Origin of the sequence: Saccharothrix carnea (assembly GCF_003014735.1) — a bacterium.
Taxonomy (GTDB): domain Bacteria; phylum Actinomycetota; class Actinomycetes; order Mycobacteriales; family Pseudonocardiaceae; genus Actinosynnema; species Actinosynnema carneum.
The window spans coordinates 659,320-676,962 of sequence record NZ_PYAX01000002.1 but is presented as its reverse complement, the minus strand read 5'-3'; the positions used below and the strand labels follow the sequence as shown (position 1 = coordinate 676,962).

The following is a 17,643-nucleotide window of genomic DNA, read 5'->3' as shown; positions in this document are numbered from 1 at the left end:
GGAAGTCAAGAAGTAACCACTACGTCGTGGCGCGCGTCAAGAACCGACATGGCCTCGGTACGGTGACGGCATGCGGATCTTGATCTCGGCGGACATGGAAGGGGCGACGGGGGTCACCTGGACCGCCGACGTCGTCCCGCAGACCGAGCAGTGGCAGCGGTTCCGCCGGCTGTTCACCGGCGACGTCAACGCCTGCGTCGCGGGCCTGCTCGCCGGCGGCGCGACCGACGTGCTCGTCAACGAGGCCCACTCGTCGCAGCGCAACCTCCTGCTGGAGGACCTGCACACCGGCGCCAGGCTGCTCACCGGGCGGCACAAGCCGCTGTCGATGATGCAGGGCGTCGACTCCGGCGTGGACGGCGTGGTGTTCCTCGGCTACCACGCGGGCGCCGGCCAGGAGGGCGTGCTCGCGCACACCTACCTGGAGAACTCGATCACCGGGGTGTGGCTCGACGGCGTGCCCGCGAGCGAGGGCAGGCTCAACGCCGCGCTGGCCGCCGAGCACGGCGTCCCCGTGCTGCTCGTGACCGGCGACGACAAGGCGTGCGACGACGCCCGCGACTACGCGCCCGACGCCGGGTTCGTCGCCGTCAAGGAGTGCGTCAGCCGCTACGCCGCCGTGTGCGCGCCACCCGCGGTCACCGCCGAGCTGATCACCACCGCCGCCCGTGCCGCCACGAACCGCGCCGGACGGGTGCCGGGTGCGGCCGCCCCGCACCGCGTCGAAGTGGAGTTCGACGCCACCCACCTGGCCGCCGCCGCGGCGGTGGTCCCTACGGTGGAGCGGGTCGGAACACGCCGGGTCGGGTTCGACGCCGAGTCCATGACCCTGGCGATGCAGGCGTTCAAGGTCGTCACCGCGATCGCCGCGGGGGCGGTGGAGGGCATCTATGGCTGAGGACGTCGTCGACCTGTGCGCCGCGCTGCTGCGGTTCGACACCACCAACCACGGCCGCGGCGAGTCCGCGGGCGAACGGGAGGCCGCCGAGTTCGTCGCCGCCCACCTGGACGCGGTCGGCGTGCCGGCCACCGTGCTCGAACCCGCGCCGCGCCGCGGCAACGTGCTGGCCCGCGTGCCCGGCACCGAACCGGACCTGCCCGCGCTGCTCGTGCAGGCCCACCTGGACGTGGTGCCCGCCGACGCCGCCGAGTGGAGCGTGCCGCCGTTCGCCGGCGTCGAACACGACGGCTACCTGTGGGGCCGCGGCGCGGTCGACATGAAGGACATGATCGCCATGGTGCTGGCCGTGCTGGGCGGCTGGTCCCGCGAGGGGCGCCGGCCGCGCCGCGACATCGTGCTCGCGTTCGTCGCCGACGAAGAGGACCGCGGCGAGTTCGGCGCGCACTGGCTGGTCGACCACCACGCCGACTTCTTCGCCGGCTGCACCACCGCGATCGGCGAGTCCGGCGGCTTCTCCTACCCCGTCGGCGGCCACCGCGTCTACCCCGTCGGCACCGCCGAGCGCGGCACGTCCCACCTGCGGCTCACCGCCACCGGGCGGGCCGGGCACGGCTCCCGCCGCAACGACGACAACGCCGTGGCCAAGCTCCTGGCCGCGCTCGCCCGCGTCGCCGCCATCGAACACCCCGTGCGGCTCACGCCCACCGTGCGGGCGTTCGTCGAACGGGTCGGCGCCGCGCTCGACGTGCCGGTCGACCTGGCCGACGTGGACGCCACCATCGCCCGCTTCGGCCCGGCCGCCCGCCTGGTCGAGAACACCGTCCGCAACAGCGTCACGCCCACCGTGCTGCGCGCCGGGTACAAGGTGAACGTGATCCCCGGCAGCGCCACCGCCGACCTGGACGTGCGCACCCTGCCCGGCACCGTGGACGACCTGCTGGCCTCGATCGACGCCGCCCTCGGCCCGGACGTGCGGCGCGAGTTCCTCGCCGACGAGCCGCCCGTGCAGGCGCCGATCGACTCGCCGTGGTTCGACGCGATGGCCGCGGCGCTGCGCGCGGAGGACCCCGGCGCCGTGGTCGTGCCCTACTGCCTGGGCGGCGGCACGGACGCCAAGGCGTTCACCCGGCTCGGCATCGACTGCTACGGCTTCGCCCCGCTGTCCCTGCCGCCCGGCTACGACTACCGCGCCATGCCGCACGGCGTGGACGAGCGCGTTCCCGTCGAAGGACTCCGCTTCGGCACCCGCGTCCTCGACCGGTTCCTCTCCTCGTAGCCCTCGTTCACCCGATCGGGGGGATCAGGCCGCGTATCCCCACCCTCCGTACCAGGCTCCTAGCTCGTGGAGTGATGGTGAAGGAGGCCGGCTCATGTTGGCGCGGATCACCAGGGCAGCGGTAGCGGCGGCGCTCGTCGTCGGTGTCACCTCGTGCGAGAGCGGGGTGTTCGACCGACCGGGCGGCGACACCACGACCGACCCGACGACCACCCGACCCACCGGAACCGACACGGGCACGACCACCACGACCACCACGAACGGGACCCGGTACGGCTGGTTCCTCCCCGAGGGACCGGATTCGCCGAGCTTCCCCGAGGACAACGTGTACCGGCCGCTGAAGTCGCTGGACTGCACGACGGCCCAGGCCACGCTCGACGCCCAGTGGAGGTCGATGACGAGCCCGCGCAACGTGCTGCTCTACCAGGCCGCCGTCCACCTGTGCCGGGGCGAGGAGTCGGCGGGCCGCGCGGTGTTCGACCGCGCCTCCCGGTACGGCTGGGCGGTGAACCACGGCGGCGACGGCAGCGGCGAGGTCGACTGCGCCACCTACCAGGCCGTGCGCAGCGTCCTGGAGCAGCGGGACCCCCGCTCCTTCACCTGCGTGGAGGGGCGACCGCCGGAGTGGCCGGACGACGTCGACCGTGACGACCCGCGCACCGACACCGACCGGACCACCACCAGCACCACTACGACGACAAGCACGACCACCACGACCACCACCCGCACGACGACCACCGGCACCACCACGACCACGACGACGTCATGACGGCGCCGGCCGACCGGGACGCGCCCGGCAAGGGCTCCGACCAGCCCGACGCGGTGCAGCGGGTCGGCGAGGCCCTGGCCAACGTCACCGTGCTCACCGGCCTGCTGGTGTACTTCGGCTGGCGGCGCAGCGACGTGCAGGCCCGCGAGCTGGGCGTCGACAGCTCCGTGCTGGGCATGTCCACCACCGACTACGTGCTGCGCAGCGTCGGGCCGGTGTTCCTGCTGCTGGCCGTCGTCGTGGGCATCGCCCTGGTCTGCCGGTGGCTGGAACCCCGCGTCCGGGCGGCGAGCGGGAAGCCGGGCAAGGCGGCCCGGGCGCTGTCGGCGGCACTGTCGCTGGCCTGGCTGCTGCTGCCCGCGCTGACCGTGGCGCTCGGCGTGCTGTTCCCGGTCACCAGCTTCTACGCGTTCCCGCTCGCGGTCGGCGGCGGGATCCTGCTGGCGCTGTACGCGAGCCTGCTGCGCCGCCCGGACCGGCACCCGGCCTGGACCAGGGTGATCGTCTTCGCCGTCGTGTCGCTCTCGCTGTTCTGGTCGGCGGGCAACTACGCCGAGGTCCGGGGCGTCGAGCTGGCCCGCGGCTTCGCCTCCGACGTGCACGGGCAGCCCGCAGTCGTCGTCTACGCCCGCGAACGCCTGCACATCACCGCGCCCGGCGCCTGCGAGGAACCCCTGCCCGCCGAGGGCTCCCGCTACCGGGTCCGCTACCGGGGCCTGCGCCTGTTCGGCAAGGTCGGGCCCAAGTACTTCCTGATCTCCGACGGGTGGACCCGCGAGCGCGGCACGGTCGTCGTGCTCGCCGACAACGACGAGATCCGCGTCGAACTGGTCCACGGCCCGCACCCGCCCGGCTGCCCCTGAGCGCTACCGGTCCGGGTCGGTGATCTCGCGCAACCTGGCCAGCGCGTCGAGCAGCGCCACCATCCGCGACCGGCCCAGGTGCGCCGTCCACTCCCGCTGCACCTCGGCGATCGCGGCCACGCCGACCGGGATGGCCCGCCGACCCCGCTCGGCCACCCGGATCAGCCGGGCCCGCGCGTCGGTCGGGTCCGGGCCGCGCTCCACGTAACCGGCGCGTTCGAGCTGGTCGACCAGGAACCCGGCGGTCTGCTTGGTGACCCGGGCGGCCTCCGCCAGCTCCGTCAACCGCGACCCGTCACGGCCGATCCGGTGGAACACGCGCGCCTGCGCCGGTGTCACGTCGTCGAACCCGGCCTCGGCCAGCGCGGCGAACACCCGGTTCTCCAGCTCGCGGTGCGGCAGGTACAGCAGCAGGCCGAGGTCGTCGGGCACGGCACTCCTTTGACATCGGTCAGAGAAGTCGATCACCCTATCGTGTCGTGCCTGCCGCGCGGTGCCGGTCGACGGTCTTCAGCGCGACGTCCACCGACACCGCACGTCGCGGCGGTCAGGCGGTCACGGGAAGTCGGTGCGCGCCTTGCGGACGAGCCGGTTGAGGTCGGAGCCGCCCGAGCACCAGTTCTCGGTGCCGGACAGGAACACCTCACCCGTCGCGGAGATGACGGCGACGACCTGCGTCTGGTCCCCCCACGTGCCGAACATCGGCGAGCCCGACTGCCGCTTCATGGCGTCGGCGGTGGTGGTCATGGCCCGCCCCGAGCCCAGGTCGAACTCGTCCTCGTCCAGCGCCACGCGCTGCTGGAACGTGGGGATCAGGCCCTGACCGGTGCCCTGCGGGACGTCGGTCGCGTAGCCCATCGTGTCCCACAGGTGATCGTCGTCCCAGCCGCTGTCGTACTCCCTCGTGCCCAGGAAGCCGAACGCGTCGCCGAGGCGCTGCTCGGTCACCAGCACCGCGTAGTCCTCGTCCAGCGTGGTCGCGCCCACGTCACCGATCTGCGTGAACGCCATCGCGAACGTCGCGTGGGTGCGGGCGCGGAAGCCGGTGCCGTGGCGGTGGACCTCGATGGTCTCGGCCTGGTCGGTGGACCACTCGACCACGTGGCTGGCGGTCAGGACGTGGCGGGGGCCGATGATCACCCCCGAACCCCGGGAGCCGAAGGCGGTCGTGATGAGGCAGACGCAGCCCCACGGGAAGGCGTGGTCGTTGTAGGTCCTGCGGTCGTCCGGGTGCCAGACGACCAGCGGCTCCAGCTCGGCCCCGCCGCGGTGGCGCACCCGCGGTGGCGGCGGCAGCTTGGCCTGTCGCGGTTTGCCCGCCGCCTCGACCCAGTCCGGGCGGTAGGACTCCACCGGGTCCGCGCCGATCCGGGTCCACGACTCCTGCGTCCGGTCGACGCGGCGGATCTCCCGGGTGTGCCGCGGTGGGCCCTCGAACAGCTCGCGGAACTCGTCCGGCGGCCGGGCACTCGCCCGCAGGCGGGGCCGGCGGACGAGGTCCTCCCAGCGCTCCGGGTACTCGGGCGATCCTCGCTGCGGCTCGTTCATCTCGGTGCTCCCTCTCGCGTCATTGCGGATGTAGATGAACTCGTCGCCGTCACCGGACGTGTATCACCGACGAACCAACATGACACGAACGAGTGACGCTCTCCTCGACTGTGGGCACACCACAGCCACCGACCGCCACGCTCCGCACACACCTAGTCGAGGCGGATGTGCTTCACCGAAGTCCACGTGCGCCGCACCCGGCCGCGCAGCCTGCCGTCGGTGTTCGGGCTCAACGCCAGCCCCGCCGACGCGGCGACGCGTTCCGCGGCCTGCGCCACGGTGAGGTGGTCGGTCCACACGTGCTCGGCGAACTCCGGCTCGCGCAGCCGCTCCAGGCAGCGGTCCAGCACCCGCAGCGCGAAGCTCTCCCGCCGCAGCGACACCTCCCGGCCGAGCACGACCCGCGCCGCACGCCCGAAGACGCGTTCCGACAGCCGCCGCACCACCGTCTCCCGCTCGGCCAACAACGCGAAGTGCCGCACGTCGTGGCCCCGGTCGCGCAACCCGCCCACGATCTCGCGGAAGTACGCGGGCTCCACCACCGTCATCGGCACCACGATCACCCCGTCGTGCCCGCTCGCCGCCCGGTCCAGCACCTCGACCACGCCCTGCCGCCACGACGCCAGGTCCTGGAAATCGCCGCGCAACGGCCGCGGCGTCATCCGGTGCAGCGCGAACCCGACGTGCTCGGGATCGCTGAGGAAACTGCCCGGCAGCCGCCGCTGCAGCTCGTGCGCGGTCTGCGTCTTGCCGCCGCCGAACGGCCCGTTGATCCACAGGAGCACGCCGTCGACCTTACGGACGCCGCGCCAGCCGGACGAGCTTGAGCGCCAGGTGCAGCTCCAGCCGGGCACCGCCATCGGCCAGGTCACGGCCGGTCAGCTCGGCGATCCGACCCAGCCGGTAGTACAGGCTGGTGCGGTGCAGGTGCAGGCGTTCCGCCGCGGCACGCACCTCGCAGCCGCAGTCCAGGTACACCTCCAACGTCCGCAGCAGCACCTCCGACAACCCGGCCAGCACCTCGTCGGGCGCCGCGCCGAGCAGCAGCCGGTACGCGCCCAGTTCGGACCACCGCACCCGGTCCGGCAACGCCGGGTCCAGCCGCGCCAGCTCCGCCGCCGCCAACGCCTGCTGGTAGGCCGCACCGGTCCGGTCCGGCGGGTGCGGATCGCTCACCCCGACGTAGCCCGGCAGGTCCGGCACCGCGTCGGCCGCGGGCACCGTGCGCACCACCCGCGGCTCCAACGCCACCACCACCCGCACCGGCGTCCGCTCACCCGCGGGCACCTGCGCCGCCAACGCCGCCAGCCGCCCACCCAGGTCGAGCCCGGGCACGTCGCCGAGCACCCACAGGTAGCCGACCAGCACCCCGTTGTGCCGCAACGGGAAACCCACCCGCTGCTGGAACCCCAGCGCCGCGTTCTCCGGCACCCGCACCGGCCCCGTCGCCGTCGCGATGCCGTGCTGCTCCTGCCACGCCGCGACGTCCGCCGGCACCCGCCGGGTCAGGATCGCCCGCACCCGGGCCTGGTCCACGTCGTCGGTCTGGGCGCTGTGCGCGACCACCCGGCCCGCCACGTCGTCCACCGACACCCCGCGCCCCAACACCCGGGACAGCTCGTCCAGCAGCTCCTGCATTCCGACAACTGTAGGAACAACTCCAGTCCGCGGACGGTCGCCCCACCCGACGCCGACGCCCTAGCGTTCTCGATCGTGACGAACAGCAGGATCGCACCCTGGGCCTCCCCGCAGGCACGACGCAGGCTCGCCGAGGTCGAAGCCGCCGTCTCCGCCGACCTGACCGCCGCCGGTGTCGCGAACACCGTCCGCAAGGCACTCGACGCGCACACCGCCCAGGTCGACGACGACGGGATCGTGCTCTACGCGGGCACCAACGTGCTCAGCCCCGCCGCCGCGGCCGCCGCGCGGGCCACCGTGTCCAGCCGGCCGAGCATGGGCTGGCCCGGCGAGAAGTACCAGGTCGGCCTCGACCACCTGGACACCCTCGAAGTCCTCGCGCCGATGCTCGTCGCCGACCTGATGGAAGGCCGGTTCGCCGAGGTCCGGCTGCAGAGCGCCACCCTGGCCAACCTCGCCGTCTACACCGCGTTCGCCCGTGCCGGCGACAAGATCGCGGTGCTGCCCGAGTTCGCCGGCGGCCACGCCAGCCACCACGCCCAGGGCGTGCCCGCGATCCGCGGCCTGACCGTGGTCGACCTGCCGTACCTGCCCGACGAACTCGACCTCGACTACGGCAGGCTGCCCGGGTTCCTGCGAGTGCACCGGCCGCGGATCGTGGTGATCGGCGCGAGCCTCATGCTGTTCCCGCACGACGTCGCCGCGGTGCGCGCGGCGGCGGACGAGGTCGGCGCGATCCTCGTCTACGACGCCTCCCACATGGCCGGGCTCGTCGCCGGCAAGGAGTTCCAGCGGCCCCTGCACGAGGGCGCGCACCTGATGACGTTCTCCACCTACAAGTCGTTCGGCGGCCCCTCCGGCGGCTGCGTCGTCACCCGCGACGCCGACCTGGCCGAACGCGTCTCGAACGTCGCCTACCCCGGCATGCTCGCCAACTACGACGCCGGACGCCTCGGCGCGCTCGCCGTCACCGCCGCCGAACTCGCCGAACGCGGCCCCGACTACGCGCGGGCGTGCATCGCCAACGCCCAGGCACTGGGCCGGGCGCTGGCCGACCACGGCTTCGACGTCGCCCGCCACGACGGCGTCTTCACCCGCTCCCACCACCTCGCCGTCGACGCCCTCACCCTCGGCGGCGGCGACGCGGCGGCCACGCTGCTCGGCGACGCCGGTGTCTACCTCAGCGGCATCAGCCTGCCGTGGCAGCGCATCGACGAAGGCCTGCGCGGACTGCGCATCGGCACCCAGGAGATCACCCGTCGCGGCTTCACCCCCGCGCACCAGCCCGCCATCGCCGAGCTGATGCGCCGCGCCCTGATCGACCGCGAACCGCCCGAGCGGGTCCGCGCGGACGCCGTCGCGCTGCGCCGCGAGGTCAACCGGGCCGGCTGACCGGCAGATCGCGGACGATCGAGGGGAGGCCGAATCGAGGACCGGAGTTGTCCGCGATGACGACTAGGGTGGCGGCGTGGCCGAGATGTTGACGACCCGGGCGTTGAACCGGGCGACCCTGCACCGCCAGTTCCTGCTCGAACGGGCGGACCGGACCCCGTGCGACGTGGTGGAGCACCTGGTCGGGATGCAGGCGCAGGAGCCGTTCTCGCCCTACTACGGCCTGTGGTCGCGCCTGCGGTCGTTCCGGCCCGACGAGCTGGGCGCGCTGCTGCTGGACCGCCACGTGGTCCGGGCGTCGCTGCACCGCGCCACGATCCACCTCGTCACCGCCGCCGACCACGGCCGGATCGAACCGCTGCTGCGGCCGTTCCTGCACCGCCGGTTCGCGTCCTCGCCGTTCGGGTTCGTCATGGACGGGCTCGACGTGGACGAGTTCACCGGAGCAGTCACCGCCCTGCTGGACGAACAGCCGCGCACCCGGCGCGAGATCGGCGACGCACTCGGCGCCCGGTGGCCCGACCGCGACGCCTCCGCCCTGGGCTACGCGGGCAGCTTCCTGGTGCCGTCCGTGCAGGTCCCGCCGCGTGCGGTGTGGGGCCGCTCCGGGGCGGCGCGGTGGACCACGGCCTCGGGGTGGCTCGGACCCGCCGGACCCGCCGCGTCACCTGCCGATTTCGTGCGCCGCTACCTGGCCGCGTTCGGCCCGGCCTCGGTCAAGGACGTGCAGACGTGGGCGGGCATGAGCCGGCTCAAGCCGGTGGTCGAGGCGATGGACGACCTGAGGGTCTTCACCGACGACCGCGGGCGCACCCTCTACGACCTGCCGGGCGCGCCGCTGCCCGACCCCGGCACGCCCGCGCCGGCCCGGTTCCTGCCCGAGTTCGACAACGTGCTGCTCGGCCACGACGACCGCACCCGCGTCATCTCCGACGAGGACTACCGGCGCGGGATCATCATCGGCGGCAAGCCGACCCTGCTGGTGGACGGCTTCGTGCACGGCACCTGGAAGCTCGCCGACGACGGCCTGGACGTCGAGCTGTTCCGGCCGCTGACCCGGGCGCAGCGGGCCGACGTGGAGGCCGAAGGCGCCGGGCTGCTCGAGTTCGCGGGCGTCGGAGGGGACGTCCGGCTCTAGGTTTGGACGATCGTCCAGTACGATCGTCCAATGACGGTTCGGGAACGGCTGCTGCACGCGGCCACGGAACTCATCGCCGAGAAGGGCTGGGGTGCGGTCAGCACCCGGATGCTGGCCGACCGCGCCGGCGTCGGTTCCGGCGTCGTGCACTACCACTTCGACTCCACGCAGGCCGTGCTGGTGCAGGCGTCGGTCGGCGCGCTGCGGTCCGCCGTGGACGGCCTCGCCTCGGTGCTGGAACGGGCGTCCACGCCGACCGAGGCGTTGGCGCTGCTGCTGGGCGCGTTGGACGGGCACGGCGGGCAGGAGCTGTTCACCGAGACGTTCCTCGCCGCGACCCGCAACGACGAGCTGCGCCACGCCGTGGGCGAGGTGCTGGTGGAGTTCCGCCGCACGCTCGCCGCCTGGCTGGCCTCGCGGAACGTGCCGACGCCGGTGGAGACGGCCGCGGTGCTGGCGGCCGCGGTGGACGGTGTGCTGCTGCACCGCGCGCTGTCACCCGACCTGTCCGCGGACGTCGTCGTGCCGGTGCTGGGCCGGGTGCTGCGGTGAAGGTCCTGATCAGCGGGGCGGGCATCGCCGGACTCGCGCTCGCGCACCGCCTGGGCACGCTCGGGCACGACGTCGTCGTGCTGGAACAGGCCGCCGCGCCGCGCACCTCCGGGTACATGATCGACTTCTTCGGCCCGGGCTACGACGCGGCCGAGCGGATGGGCGTGCTGCCGCGCCTGCTGGAGCTGGGCTACCGGGTGCGGGAGGCCGCGTACGTCGACGCGCGGGGACGCCGGGTGGCGGGGCTGAGCTTCGACCGGTTCGCACGGGCGGTGGACGGGCGGCTGGTGAGCGTGATGCGGCCGGACGTCGAACGCGCGTTCCGCGAAGACCTGCCCGCCGCCGTCACGCTGCGGTTCGGCGCCCGCGTGGTGGGGGTCGAGGACGGCGCGGCCGGGGTGGACGTGCGGCTGGCGGACGGCTCGACCGTGTCCGGTGACCTGCTGGTCGGCGCGGACGGCGTGCACTCGGCGGTGCGCCGGCTGGTGTTCGGCGACGGGCACGTCCGGTACCTGGGTTTCCACACGGCGGCGTTCACGTTCGACGACCCGTCGGTGCACGCGCTGGTGGACGGGCGGTTCTGCGTCACCGACACCGTGGGCCGCCAGGTCGGCTTCTACGGGTTGCGCGACGGGCGGGTGGCGGCGTTCACCGTGCACCGGACGCCGTCACCGGACCTGCCCGCCTCGGCCCGCGCGGCGGTGCTGGAGGCGTACGGGTCGCTGGGCTGGGTCGTGCCGCGGGCGTTGGCGCGGTGCCCGGAGGACATCTACTACGACCAGGTCGCACAGGTGGAGCTGCCGCGGTGGTCGTCCGGGCGGGTCGTGCTGGTGGGTGACGCGTGCGGCGCGGTGTCGTTGCTGGCCGGGCAGGGCGCGTCGCTCGGGATCGGCGGCGCGTACGTGCTGGCCGAGCACGTGGACGACCTGAGCGCCTACGAACGCGCCTGGCGGCCCGTCGTGGCGGAGAAGCAGCAGGTGGCACGGTCGGGCGCGCGGTGGTTCCTGCCCGCTTCGCCGTGGCGGCTGCGGGCGCGGCGGGTGGCGGTGCGGCTGTCGAACCTGCCCGGTGTCGACCGGGTGGTGGCCGCCGGACTCGTGGGCAAGCCGGTCAGGCTCGGCCGCTGACCCGGCCTCGGCTCACGCGCGTTCGGCTCGCAGGGCGTCCAGTTCGGCTTGCAGCCGGTCGAGTTGGCTCTCGGCCCGTTCGGCGCGGACGAGGGTCTGGGTGCGGGCTTGTTCCAGGGCGTCGAGGCGTTCGCGGGCGGCGCGTTCGGCTTGGTCGAGCTGGGCGCGGTGGGTGTCGCGCTGGTCGGTCAGCTCGGCTCGGGCGCGGTCGAGTTCGACGCGGGCGTCGTGGGCGGATTGCTCGGCGCGTTCGGCCTTGATCCGGGCCTGGTTCGCCGCGTCGGCTTCGGCTCGGGCGGCGGACCGGGCCTGCTCGACGCTCGCCTCGGCCTCGGCGACGGCCCGGTCGACCCGGGCTTGCGCTTCGGCTCGGGCGCGGTCGACCTGCGCCTGTGCGTCGTGCCGGGCCTGGTCGATCTGTGCCTGGGCGTCCGCGCGGACCTGGTCGACTTCCCGCACCGCCTGCCGCCTGGCCTGTTCGGCGTGGGCGACCGCGTCGGCCTTGGCCTGCTCGACCTGGGCTTGGGCGTCCCGGCGGATCTCGTCCACGGCGGCTGCGGCTTCCACGCGGATGGCGGCGATCTCCTGCTCGGCCCGTTCGACGGCCGCGTCGGCTTCGGCCCGGGCGGCGTCACGTTGCGCGTAGGCGGCCTCGGCGTCGCGTTCGGCTTGTTCGGCGGCACGGACCGCGTCCTCGGTGGTCGCCTCGGCGGCCTGTCGTGCCTGTTCGGCGTCACGCCTGCGCCGTTCCGCCTTCGCGACCGCGGCCTCCGCCTCGGCGACCCGCCGCGCTGCCTCGGCTTCGACCGCCTGCACCTGGCTCTCGGCCACGCTCGGATCGGCGATCGCCGACAGCTCCGCCACGGCTCCGGTCAGCGTGGTCGACATCTGCTCGGTCAGCACCCGGAACCGCTCCAGCAGTTCTTCGGCCCTGATCTTGCCCGCGGTGATTCCCTGCGGGCCTTTCGTCACGGTGACGATCTCCTGCTCCGCCTCCGCCGCCTGCGCCAACCGCTGCCTCTCCCGCCACGCCCGCCACCGGGTGTGTTCCGGCAGGTCGCAGTACTCCGCCGGGCGCCCCGGCCCACTGCCCCGGAACACCGGACGCGCGCAGCCGGGGTAGTTGCAGGTCAACGCGGAGGTCTCAGCCGTCGTCACGGCAATATCGTAGCACTAATTCGTCACAACAAACGTTACTGCACACAACGCAACGCTATGAACGTCCCTGTGCTTGCTTCCGATAAGGTTCACTTATCGGAAGCAAGCACAGGGATGGACGGCGGGCTGCTTCACGCGGCGATCGTGCCGTCCGGGCGGAGCTTGGCCAGCACGTCGACCACGGCGGAGGTCGCGCGCGCCGTCTCGGCCTGGCTGATCACCAGCGGCGGCGCCAGGACCAGCATCGGACCGTAGGGGCGGGCGATGACGCCGTGGCGCTTGCGGATCTCGAAGGCCACCTGCTCCACCGGCCCCCACGCCATCGGCTCGCGGGTGGTGCGGTCCGCCACGAGCTCGACGGCCGCGAGCGACCCCACGACCCGCAGGTCGCCGACCGCGGGCAGGTCGACCACCGGCGCCAGGCCGGTGCGGCACCACTCGGCGATCAGGTCGGCCTTCGACAGCAGGTTCTCCCGCTCGATGATGTCGATCGTCGCCAGACCCACCGCGCAGGCCACCGGGTGGCCCTGGAACGTGTAGCCGTGGAAGAAGCCGCCGGTGTCCAGCAGCGTCTGCGACACCTCGTCCGACATGATCGTCGCGCCCAGCGGCATGTACCCGCCGGCGATGCCCTTGGCCAACGTGATCATGTCGGCTCCCATGCCACGCCCCGGCGAGTCGAACCACGACCCGATGCGCCCGTAGCCGGTGACCACCTCGTCGGCGATCAGCAGGATGCCGTGCCGGGTCAGCAGTTCCCGCACCCGCGGCCAGTAGTCGGCGGGCGGTTCGAGCACGCCGCCGGCCGCCATCACCGGCTCGCCGATCATCGCGGCCACGTTGCCCGGGCCGAGACGCCGGATGGTCTGCTCCAGCTCGTCGATCAGGAAGTCGGTGGTGTCCCGGCCGCCGTAGAGGTCCGCCGCCCGATAGGGGTAAGGCGGCGAGACCCGCTCGACGTGGGGCAGGTTCGGTCCCACGCCCAGGTGCACGGGCGGGAAGCCGGTGAGCGTGCCGCTGCCGTAGGCGGTCCCGTGGAACGAGTAGTTCCGCGAGATGACCCAGGTGCGGTCGGTGTCGCCGCGCCGGTGGTGGTAGAGCCGCGCGGCCTTGATCGCCGTCTCCACCGCCTCCGAGCCGCCGCTGGTGAAGAACACGCGGTTCAGGCCGTCCGGCGCCAGGTTCGCGATGCGGGACGCGAGCCTGATCGCCTTGTCGTTGGTGAACTCCAGCAGGCTGGTGAAGTACTCCAGTTCGCCGATCTGCCGGGCGGCGACCTCGCCGAGTTCGCGGCGGCCGTGGCCCAGGGGCGAGTGCCACACGCCACCGCCGGCGGCGTCGAGCAGCTCGTTGCCCCTGGCGTCCCACACGGTGCAGCCCTGCCCGCGGACGATGACCACCCGGTCGGTGATGTCGCCGCGCTGCATGGAGCGGAACAGGTGTCTGCGGTCGAGGTCTTCCAGTTCGGTCGCCACCTCGGACGACGTCGTGGGCTCGTGGGTGATGGTCAACGTTCCTCCTGGGATCACGTCGGTGGACGGCCTGCTCACGCGGTGGCCAAGGCCTGGGCCGCCGGCAGCGGCGCCTTGCCCAGCACGAGGTCCGCGGCTTTCTCCCCGATCGCGATGGCGGACGCGTTGGGTGCGCCGCGACCGAGCGTCGGCATGACCGACACGTCGGCCACGCGTAGGCCGTCGATGCCGATCACCTTCAGCTCGGCGTCGACGACCTGGCCGATCGCGCAGGTGCCCGAGCCGTGGAAGATGGAGTGCGTGTAGCCGCGGACGTAGGCGCGCACGTCGGCCTCGGAGTCCGATTCCGGGGCGGAGTACCAGTCCTTGGTGAACCGGGACAGCGCCTTCTGCCGCGCGATCTCCATCCCGATCCGCGTCGCCGCCACGGCCGTGGCCAGGTCGTCCTCGGTCTGGTGGTAGTTGTGCTGGATCTTGGGCTTCATGGTGGGGTTGGCGGAGTCCAGCGTCACGGTGCCCCGGGCCTGTTGCGTCAGCAGCACCGGCCCGTAGGTGATGGCGTGCCCGGTGGGCAGGCCCAGGCCGCTGTCGGCGAACATCATCGGGCCGGAGAAGAACACCGCGTCCGGAGCGGCCAGCCCGGAGCGGGTGCGCACGTAGCCGCCGGCTTCGGGGCCGTTGGAGGTCATCGGGCCGGTGCCCTCCTCCTCGAACTGCCTGACGTACCGGGGGTCGTCGGCGATCAGGGTGCTGACCGGCTCGTCGTGGGCGAAGATCAGCGGTACCAGCGGGTGGTCCTGGAGGTTGGCGCCGACCCGGTCGTTGGCGTGGACGACCGGGATGCCGAGCTGACCGAGGTGGTCGGCGGGGCCGATGCCGGAGTGCATGAGCAGGTACGGCGAGTTGTAGGCGCCGGCCGACAGGATCACCTCGCGGTTCGCGCGGACGGTGAGGTTCTCGTCGAACCGGCGTCCGGTGACGCCCACCGCGCGGCCGTTCTCGATGACGATGCGGTGCACCTGGAAGTTCGTCCGCACGGTCAGGTTCGGCCGGTTCATGGCCGGGTGCAGGTAGGCGACCGCGGTCGAGCACCTGCGGCCGTTGCGCTGGGTGAGCTGGAAGTGGCCGAAGCCGTCCTGGGACTCGCCGTTGAAGTCGTCGTTGGACGCGAACCCGGCCTGTGCCGCCGCGTCCAGGAACGCCTGCGACTGCGTGTTCCGGCTGCGCCCTTCCGACACGCTCATGGGGCCGCCGGCGCCGTGGTAGTACGACTCGCCGCGCTCGTTGTCCTCGGAGCGCTTGAAGTACGGCAGCAGCTCGTCGTAGCTCCAGCCGGGCTGGCCCCAGCCGTCGTAGTCGAGCTTGTTGCCGCGCAGGTACAGCATCGCGTTGATCGAGCTGGTGCCGCCGAGGACCTTGCCGCGGGGCAGGAAGATCCGCCGCCGGTCGAGCTGGGGCTCGTCGTGCGAGTCGTAGTCCCAGTCGACCGAGGTGCGGAAGAGGTCGCCGAACGCGACGGGGATGTGGATGGTCTCCAGGTCGTCGGTGGGCCCGGCCTCGATCAGGCACACGGTGACATCGGGGTCTTCGGTGAGTCGCGCCGCCAGCACGCAGCCCGCCGAGCCCGCTCCGACAATCACGTAATCGTACATCCGGTCCTCCTCACGTCCGCCGTACGGCGGATTCGGGTGTGCGTGCGCCGTCCAGGCGCGGTTTTTCCGGGAAGCTCGGTCGGGTTCACGCCGGACCGGCAGAACGACGTTCTCGTGCGTTGGGAAAGGGCTGTCGCGGTGAGTGTTCCCGCTGTGTTCCCGCCCGGCCCGACAGGGCGATCACCGATGTGGTTGCCCATCCGGAAATCGTTCCCGTCAGGCCGGGCGGGATCACCACAGGTTCACCGCGATAACGCGTCTCGACATCGCGGATCGCGTCCGACGTGGAGAACGCGATCCGAGGGACGCGCCACATTTCGGATTGTGCGGCAAATGGATGGCCGTCGTCCGGATCACCGTTCGTGCCGGAACCCGCGACGGTTTCGGTGACGGATTCAGGCGGCGGTCAGTTCCGCCACCGCCTTCTTCCACTTGGTCTGGTCGCGTGCTTCGCGGGGACCGTTGATCTCCGCGAAGCGCACCACACCGGAGGTGTCCACCAGGAACGTGCCGCGCATCGCGATCCCGGCTTCTTCGAGGAAGACGCCGTACTTCCCGGCGACCTCGCCGTGGGGCCAGAAGTCCGACAGCAGGGGGAAGTCGTACCCCTGCTGCTCGGCCCAGGCCTTGAGCGCGAACGGCGTGTCGGTGGAGACGCCGACGACCTGCACGTCGTTGGTGGCGTACTCGCCGATGTCATCCCTGACCAGGCACATCTCGTCCTGGCAGATCGTGCTGAACGCGAACGGGTAGAAGATCACGAGCAGGTTCTTCTCCCGCCACAGCGACGACGCCGTCACCACCTCGCGGTTGTGGTCGCTCAGGGTGAAGTCCGGCGCCGGGGATCCGACCTCGACCGCCATGGCAGTCCTCTCGTCGTGTGGGCCTCAGCCCTTGATGGGGCTGCTGTGGTGGGAGATCAGCTTCAGCGTGCCGTCGGCCTGCTTGGCGATCACCCAGGTGACGCGGACCTTGCGCTCCGGCGCGGTGGCCGACTCGTCCGCGAGCTGGATGCCGCCTTCGCTGATCACGATCGCGGCGGTGTCGGTGAGGAAGTTGATCTCCAGTGGTCCGCCGCGGACCCGGGCTCCCCTGAGGCCGCCGCGGAAGCCTTCCGCCATGTACCGGCGGATGTCCTCGCGGCTGGTGAGCTGGGTGTCCTGCATCAGCAGGCTGCCGTTGTCGGCGAAGGTGTCGGCGAACATGTCGGCGTCGTTGCGCTCCCACGCCTCCTGGATGCGCATGGGGACGGTCAGCACCGCCTTCTCGTCGTCGGCGGTGAAGCCCCGGTAGTAGGTGGGGTCTTCGGGGACCCCGGCTTCGGCGAGGAGCTGTGAGGCGTCGCCCCACCCGTTGGTCGCTGTGGGCATGTCTGGCACTCCTTGGTTCTGTGTGGCTAGCGGCCGATTACCAGCGCAGGGTCGCGCCGTCGCCCCGAGGGCTGTTCTGGTAGCCCGCGAGTCGCCACTCACCGTCCTGCTTCACGCAGACCCACGTGGACCGCACGGCGCGCTCGGGCGCGATGTCGGTCTCGCCGGGGGCCAGGATGCCGCCGTGCGTGCGCAGCAGCGCGACGTCGTCGGAGACGAAGCGGACGTCGACCGGGTTGCCGGTGACGCCGGTGCCCTTGAAGGGGCCCGAGTAGGCCTCGCTCATGAAGGCGTGGATCTCCTCGCGGCCCTTCTTCAGCACGTCACCCGGAAGGATCAGGATGCCGTCCTCGGTGAAGGTGTTCGCGACGCCGGCGGCGTCGTTCTTCGCCCAGGCGCCGACGAGGCGCAGTGGGACGCCGAGGACTTCCTTCTCCTGTTCGCTGGTGAACGGACCGTAGTATGAATTGAGCATCGCCTCGCGATCGACGACGCTCGGTGCCGTACTGGTCATCGGTGACTCCTCGTTTCTTGGTGGACGTCGGTAGACAGGGGCCGGCACCGGCCGGCGCTACCGTCCAGAAGGGTGGAAAGCGACACACCACTGGTCTGTGACTATCGGAACCTGTTGCGACGTTCACCCACCCCTTGAATCATCATCACCCCGGTTTTTGCGAAGTGCCATCTTCACTCTTGCGCACATGACTACTGATTCGAGTTGCGCTGGAATTACCTGCCGTCCTGGATGGACGGATCCGCTCATCGGGCGTGGCGGAATTGCCATACG

18 protein-coding genes are annotated in these 17,643 nt (G+C 72.2%); 8 read left to right on the top strand and 10 right to left on the bottom strand.

What is annotated here, in order from left to right:
* The first annotated feature begins 70 nt into the window (after positions 1-70).
* From B0I31_RS07265 to B0I31_RS07250, 4 genes are all read left to right on the top strand, one after another.
* A complete protein-coding gene (locus B0I31_RS07265) occupies positions 71-898 on the top strand; it encodes a M55 family metallopeptidase (protein ID WP_106614505.1) in 828 nt (275 codons plus the stop codon).
* Positions 891-2,177: a M20/M25/M40 family metallo-hydrolase gene (locus B0I31_RS07260; protein ID WP_106614504.1), complete on the top strand. Its 1,287-nt coding sequence runs from the start codon at positions 891-893 to the stop codon at positions 2,175-2,177. The genes B0I31_RS07265 and B0I31_RS07260 overlap by 8 nt, the downstream gene beginning before the upstream one ends.
* A gap of 94 nt (positions 2,178-2,271) precedes the next feature.
* Entirely contained in the window at positions 2,272-2,946 is a 675-nt protein-coding gene (locus B0I31_RS07255) for a hypothetical protein (RefSeq protein WP_106614503.1), read from the top strand.
* Positions 2,943-3,809 carry a hypothetical protein gene (locus B0I31_RS07250; protein ID WP_106614502.1) on the top strand — a complete coding sequence of 289 codons (867 nt, stop codon included), beginning with the start codon at positions 2,943-2,945 and terminating at the stop codon, positions 3,807-3,809. Before B0I31_RS07255 ends, B0I31_RS07250 begins: the two co-directional genes overlap by 4 nt.
* Before the next feature lie 3 nt (positions 3,810-3,812).
* Here the strand turns inward: B0I31_RS07250 and B0I31_RS07245 are convergent, their stop codons facing one another.
* The 4 genes from B0I31_RS07245 to B0I31_RS42510 all read right to left on the bottom strand — a co-directional run bounded on the left by B0I31_RS07245 (position 3,813) and on the right by B0I31_RS42510 (position 6,995).
* On the bottom strand, positions 3,813-4,241 hold the full coding sequence (locus tag B0I31_RS07245; RefSeq protein WP_106614501.1) for a MarR family winged helix-turn-helix transcriptional regulator: 429 nt from the start codon (positions 4,239-4,241) through the stop codon (positions 3,813-3,815).
* Between the two features lie 123 nt (positions 4,242-4,364).
* A complete protein-coding gene (locus B0I31_RS07240; RefSeq protein WP_106614500.1) occupies positions 4,365-5,357 on the bottom strand; it encodes a trypsin-like serine peptidase in 993 nt (330 codons plus the stop codon).
* Between the two features lie 152 nt (positions 5,358-5,509).
* Positions 5,510-6,142 carry an AAA family ATPase gene (locus B0I31_RS07235; RefSeq protein ID WP_106614499.1) on the bottom strand — a complete coding sequence of 211 codons (633 nt, stop codon included), beginning with the start codon at positions 6,140-6,142 and terminating at the stop codon, positions 5,510-5,512.
* 10 nt (positions 6,143-6,152) lie between these two features.
* Entirely contained in the window at positions 6,153-6,995 is an 843-nt protein-coding gene (locus B0I31_RS42510) for a PucR family transcriptional regulator (RefSeq protein WP_106614498.1), read from the bottom strand.
* Positions 6,996-7,070: 75 nt separating this feature from the next.
* Between B0I31_RS42510 and B0I31_RS07225 the strand changes: the two genes are divergently transcribed.
* The 4 genes from B0I31_RS07225 to B0I31_RS07210 all read left to right on the top strand — a co-directional run bounded on the left by B0I31_RS07225 (position 7,071) and on the right by B0I31_RS07210 (position 11,204).
* Positions 7,071-8,387 carry a serine hydroxymethyltransferase gene (locus B0I31_RS07225; protein WP_106614497.1) on the top strand — a complete coding sequence of 439 codons (1,317 nt, stop codon included), beginning with the start codon at positions 7,071-7,073 and terminating at the stop codon, positions 8,385-8,387.
* Between the two features lie 85 nt (positions 8,388-8,472).
* Positions 8,473-9,525, top strand: a complete 1,053-nt coding sequence (locus B0I31_RS07220; protein ID WP_106614729.1) for a winged helix DNA-binding domain-containing protein — start codon at positions 8,473-8,475, stop codon at positions 9,523-9,525.
* A gap of 30 nt (positions 9,526-9,555) precedes the next feature.
* Positions 9,556-10,077, top strand: coding sequence for a TetR/AcrR family transcriptional regulator (locus tag B0I31_RS07215; RefSeq protein ID WP_106614496.1), 522 nt, complete (start codon positions 9,556-9,558; stop codon positions 10,075-10,077).
* The gene (locus B0I31_RS07210) at positions 10,074-11,204 is read left to right on the top strand and encodes an FAD-dependent oxidoreductase (protein ID WP_106614495.1); all 1,131 of its coding nucleotides are present in this window, start codon (positions 10,074-10,076) and stop codon (positions 11,202-11,204) included. Before B0I31_RS07215 ends, B0I31_RS07210 begins: the two co-directional genes overlap by 4 nt.
* 12 nt (positions 11,205-11,216) lie before the next feature.
* Here the strand turns inward: B0I31_RS07210 and B0I31_RS07205 are convergent, their stop codons facing one another.
* The 6 genes from B0I31_RS07205 to B0I31_RS07180 all read right to left on the bottom strand — a co-directional run bounded on the left by B0I31_RS07205 (position 11,217) and on the right by B0I31_RS07180 (position 17,370).
* Positions 11,217-12,362, bottom strand: coding sequence for a coiled-coil domain-containing protein (locus B0I31_RS07205; RefSeq protein WP_106614494.1), 1,146 nt, complete (start codon positions 12,360-12,362; stop codon positions 11,217-11,219).
* A 131-nt stretch (positions 12,363-12,493) separates the two neighbouring features.
* Positions 12,494-13,873 (bottom strand): aminotransferase family protein, encoded by a 1,380-nt coding sequence (locus B0I31_RS07200; RefSeq protein WP_245949733.1) that lies wholly within the window; start codon positions 13,871-13,873, stop codon positions 12,494-12,496.
* Between the two features lie 35 nt (positions 13,874-13,908).
* Positions 13,909-15,486: a GMC family oxidoreductase gene (locus tag B0I31_RS07195; RefSeq protein WP_106614493.1), complete on the bottom strand. Its 1,578-nt coding sequence runs from the start codon at positions 15,484-15,486 to the stop codon at positions 13,909-13,911.
* Positions 15,487-15,881: 395 nt separating this feature from the next.
* Positions 15,882-16,349 (bottom strand): peroxiredoxin, encoded by a 468-nt coding sequence (locus B0I31_RS07190; RefSeq protein ID WP_106614492.1) that lies wholly within the window; start codon positions 16,347-16,349, stop codon positions 15,882-15,884.
* Between the two features lie 24 nt (positions 16,350-16,373).
* A complete protein-coding gene (locus tag B0I31_RS07185) occupies positions 16,374-16,856 on the bottom strand; it encodes an SgcJ/EcaC family oxidoreductase (RefSeq protein WP_106614491.1) in 483 nt (160 codons plus the stop codon).
* 37 nt (positions 16,857-16,893) lie between these two features.
* Entirely contained in the window at positions 16,894-17,370 is a 477-nt protein-coding gene (locus B0I31_RS07180) for an SgcJ/EcaC family oxidoreductase (protein WP_181320032.1), read from the bottom strand.
* Between the last annotated feature and the right edge of the window lie 273 nt (positions 17,371-17,643).